The sequence below is a fragment of the Parabacteroides sp. AF39-10AC genome, from assembly GCF_003635405.1.
Lineage (GTDB): Bacteria > Bacteroidota > Bacteroidia > Bacteroidales > Tannerellaceae > Parabacteroides > Parabacteroides distasonis.
On the sequence record NZ_QTLP01000024.1, the window covers coordinates 1 to 4,460 of the forward strand.

4 protein-coding genes, 1 pseudogene and 1 riboswitch are annotated in these 4,460 nt (G+C 43.1%); all 5 genes and pseudogenes read right to left on the reverse strand.

The genetic code is table 11. The features are described 5' to 3' along the window. Positions 1-12: 12 nt before the first annotated feature. Positions 13-153, reverse strand: a riboswitch (cobalamin riboswitch). Between the two features lie 152 nt (positions 154-305). Further along, positions 306-1,103 (reverse strand): DnaJ domain-containing protein, encoded by a 798-nt coding sequence (locus DW033_RS18435; protein ID WP_005867440.1) that lies wholly within the window; start codon positions 1,101-1,103, stop codon positions 306-308. A 105-nt stretch (positions 1,104-1,208) separates the two neighbouring features. Continuing rightward, positions 1,209-1,694, reverse strand: coding sequence for a hypothetical protein (locus DW033_RS18440; RefSeq protein WP_048927107.1), 486 nt, complete (start codon positions 1,692-1,694; stop codon positions 1,209-1,211). Between the two features lie 2 nt (positions 1,695-1,696). Next, positions 1,697-3,337, reverse strand: a complete 1,641-nt coding sequence (locus tag DW033_RS18445; RefSeq protein WP_048927108.1) for a RagB/SusD family nutrient uptake outer membrane protein — start codon at positions 3,335-3,337, stop codon at positions 1,697-1,699. 396 nt (positions 3,338-3,733) lie between these two features. Continuing rightward, positions 3,734-3,919, reverse strand: a pseudogene (locus DW033_RS25350) (sugar O-acetyltransferase); the annotation flags it as partial. 336 nt (positions 3,920-4,255) lie between these two features. After that, positions 4,256-4,460, reverse strand: a 205-nt coding sequence (locus tag DW033_RS25030; protein WP_217788762.1) for a hypothetical protein, incomplete at its 5' end; no start/stop codon positions are given.

Sequence of the window (4,460 nt, forward strand, 5' to 3'; positions counted from 1 at the left end):
TTCAGACTTACAAAGCTGTATGCTTAATCCCCCAGGTTTATCGGGTGAGCCATTACAGCTGCAGGAACAGCTCCGGATTCACACCGGATTCCCTCTCACCAAACTATGTGATAGCTTGATTACTAAAATCGGAGGCAAAGATATGAATGTTTTCTAATATTTAGAAAATATATATGAAAAAGTTTTTTTGTAAGGTATGATATGTCTGTCCACTTCTATTAAGGAGAAAGAATATTTACATCATAAAGAAGATATCGGTAAATGTAATTGGCTGACAATTCGTAAGTAATACTGTTTGTCGAATCTTACTTCAAGCCTCTCGATTGATAGATCCTTTCTTTGGCCTCATTTATTTTCTGAAACTTCTCGTTGGCGGCCTTGCGGATGTCTTCTCCCAAACTGGCTACTTTGTCCGGATGATGCTTGACGGCCATCCGGCGATAGGCGGCACGGACTTCCTCGTCTGTGGCGGTCGGTTCTATCTCTAACACCTTGTAGGCATCGTCCAAGGAACTTCCTTTTAGGTTCAACATGGATTCGACTTCTCTATCAGACATTCCCATCGCCATCGCTACCTCTTTCAAGGCATTGATCTCGGCTGCGCACACATTCCCGTCACTCTTAGCGATCTCGGCGAGGAACGCAAGCAATTGCAGCCGCTCCTCATAACTTAGGTTGTATGCGATCTGGGTTCCGCATTCCCGGATGGTATTCTTGAATCCCATGTTGTTCTCCTGATCCATGCGTTTGGCTTGGTCGAAAAGCTTTAGCAATATCTCCTCACCTTGGCTTACGGCGATCTCGCCGAAGTTTCTCCGAAGGAATTGACGGACGTATTCCATCTCGCTATGCATGATCTTCCCGTCGGCACGGATGATATAGGATGCCATAACCAACATGGAGAAAAGGAAACTGTTACGTTCCCCGGCGTATGGGTCTCTTCGTATATATTCATCATCGTAATTGGTGCCGCCACCGAAAGACTGCCCCGTCATATTTGCCCCTTCCTCGAAGAAAGAGCCTAATATAATGCCGGCTAGAGCGCCTAGCGGTCCGAACGCCATAAATCCCAAGACGCCACCTATCCATTTCCCGATACCCATATTCCTGTTTATCTTATTTGTTGATTACCGATATGCAATATTCGTAAAAAAACGGGAGATATGCAAATGTGAAAGGCGGGTGTGTGAAGCATACCCGCCTTGCGGTTATTTGGAGAGTTGGATCTTGAATGTTTTCTCATTTATCCGGATGACATACGTACCGAAGGGCAATCCCTCGTAGCCCTGTAAGCCTACTTGCTTTTGGTAGCGTACAATCTTTCCATTGAGTGCGATCACCATCACTGGCTGTAGGCTGGGAGTGTAAACAAATAGAACTCCACCTCGGGAAGTGATTTGCGGATCCGTTTTGTGAGAATCGATGGAGGTTGGTATCTCAGGTTCCCCCGGCGTAGGATCTATGGGGGTTTCCGGATCGGTCCCCGCATCTACTGCTTCTGCCAAAAGGATTTCGATGAAGCCAGCATCCAGATAGCCCCCTTTCTCCGGGGTAGGCACGATCGTTTCCCCAAGGACGGCTGTCATCTCTTCTGCTTCGATGAGACAAGAAGAGAGACTGCCTCCGGTGAGGCTTTGCGCATACGCATGGTTCAAGCCGCAGATGGCTATGAATACGAATATGAGTTTCTTCATGATTAATAACCTCCGTTTTGTGTCAGGTTGGGATTTCTATCCATTTCTTCTTGTGGTATGGGCAATAGGGCTTTGTAAGCATCCATATTGAAATATTTTGCGCTATAGTTTAATATATTCAGATAGAGATTGCCTCGTTTGTAAGTCGAATGATAGTTGTTCATATATTCTTCCATCAAGGAAGCCTCGGTGATTTGTGCCGTTGGATTCAACTTCCAGTCTGCGATCTTCTTGATGAAAGCCAAGATGCCGCTTTTCGCTTGAATGGCAGAAGCTGCTTGCCAATTCCCTTTTAATAACTGGGCCTCATAGAGCAGGATTTGGATATCTTTGGCGGTTAGCTCTCCTTCTTTCGATAATGAAGAGACTCCTTGTGCTTCTGTGAAGTCTGTGATTATGGCATCAAGAACGTCTGAACGATCTGATTGGGTAACGTTAGCAGATTCTGAAAAGGACAAGGTTTTCAGTACTAAGGGGACACGCCCGAACCAAGAGGTCAACATCAAATGAGCATAAGCTCGGATGGCTTTGGCTTGCTTGATGGCATTGGTCTTTACGTTTTCGGTGATATCTGAACTTGTGTTTTGGGCAAGGCCTTCCAATAGATTGTTACATCGATTGATTGTTTCATAAGGTATCTGCCATAGACTTGTTAGCATACCTCCAGAATTAGGTGTATATGTCTTATTCTCAAATTCATTAAAAGGAGTTGTGATATCCGGAGATCTCTTGTTCATGAAATCAATATCGATTTCTGTATTTAGAAGGTTATAATCATCCCAGGGACTGTCAGAATTAGGATCGATTATGGTAGCAATAGATGCTAAAATATCATCGTCTGTTTTCCAATGACTTTCAGGATAAACCCCGGTTTCTCTTACTTCATATATGAATGGATAGCTTTTGGTTTCATTATATTTGTTTTTGAAGACTATAGTACATGAATAGTGAGCTTCTGGAGTATATTGCTTCGGGGGAAGAATACTTAGTGTTAAAAGTCTACCGAATGGTCCGGATTTTAAGCCGCAATCGTTATTAAATGAAATGTCGGATGGTAATCCAAGGATTTCCATAGTTACCTCTTGGTCTGTATCATCTAGATATTTCACGAAAAAATTACTGCTTGTGGGATTGTAAAGCGTTGAGGAAAGGGATGCTTTCCCTGTTAAAATCATAGCGCTGTTGTTATCATTTGGTAATACCCAAAAATCATGCTTCTTCTCGGTTTCGCTTCCTACCGTTCCCGCTCTCTCCGCATACAGCGCATACGGAACGGAGAGCATTTGTGACGTTGACATCTCCTTATAATTGCCCCCTCCATCTGTGTCCATGCTGATCCGAAGGTAATAGGGGGATTGGCTCCAATCAATCTCGGTGAAGATACCGTTTATCGCTGTTCCGTTTCCGATTTGTAGATTGACTACCCCATTCTTGGCTGTCGTTGTATGGTGCGTTTCTCCATAAACGGTTGTACCGGATGCGCTCCCTTGTACGATTTCTATTTTAATTCCGACTTCCTTGTCTGATATAGGATTGCCTCCGGCATTTCGTGCTACCGCTTGGAAGTTCATTGCCTGTGGTGATTGGGCGTAAGAAAACAGGCTGCTTAATAACATTGCTACCCCAAGTAACCATTTGTTCATGATTGCATTTGATTTAAGTTGTCAACCTGTCCCTTCGGCTGAACGATATTAATAAAAAAGCGGGGACCATCGGCTATTACCGTATTTGGGGCTCTGGACTGCCTACGAGTTGATAATGGCACAATGATCCCGCGCCCTATGTCGATATATGTCTTCCCATAAGGGAGGTATATAACAAACACAAGCGCAGGAGCCATTTGGTCTATTATCCCAACTCATTAGAATTGTCCAGATTCCAAATACGGGATAATATCGAAACGCTTCTACGTTATTTTCTCAATACAATGCCAAAGGTCGGAATATTTCTTGGAAGAATGAAATATTTAATCGATAATAAGAAAATGCCGTTCAAGTAAGGGACACACCCGGAAGGATTATAGAGCCGCCTCCTATCTATACACCATCTTCTATAAGGACGGGTCGGGCAATTGTGTCGCAGATGGACGCTCCGGGATGTGTCCTTTCCGGCATCCTTTCCGCAAGTTGAACGGAATGAGTTGCGGTATATATTTTCACATCGGGGGCTATCATCACGTTGTTACCGATAATGATATTGTTATTATCGAGGAACGTACAGTTCTTGTCATTGTTGAGCCTTACTCTTTGTTTGAGCCAATTATTACGACAAGGTAACGCAAGCAAGAATAGGCAGCTTCAAATTGATATGCCTTCAAGCATACGCAAAGTTACACAAAATAGCTGAGAACACGAACAAACGAAATGTATAAAAACTGTACTTGCCTGTTGACTCTACAAAAAGTAAGGCTTTTTCATTTAACATCTCATTTAAGTGGAGCTTCTTGTAAATTTTAGCATGCGCTATTGTTTTCGGTGGAAGGATTCAGGAAAACACGTACGACCTTTCCAGAAAACACGTACGACTTTTTTCAAAAACATGTATGTGTTTTCGCAGAAAGATTATCCTGTTTTTTTAATGTTGATTTTTAATGCTTTATGCATAAGCTTCTCTTGTGAGCTTATTGTACGGAATTTTACTTGGGATCCGTGTATTCCGTATATTCCGGCCTGGCTGAAGTGGATAGTTAAATAAAAAATACTATCTTTGCCCCCGAATCGGTTCCGCATATACCATTCGGGTATGTGGATTAAAAGGGAATCGGGT

Excerpts from the sequence above, each read along its gene's own strand:
- DW033_RS18445 (WP_048927108.1), bottom strand. The coding sequence starts at position 3,337 with ATGAACAAATGGTTACTTGGGGTAGCAATGTTATTAAGCAGCCTGTTT.
- DW033_RS18440 (WP_048927107.1), bottom strand. The coding sequence starts at position 1,694 with ATGAAGAAACTCATATTCGTATTCATAGCCATCTGCGGCTTGAACCAT.
- DW033_RS18435 (WP_005867440.1), bottom strand. The coding sequence starts at position 1,103 with ATGGGTATCGGGAAATGGATAGGTGGCGTCTTGGGATTTATGGCGTTC.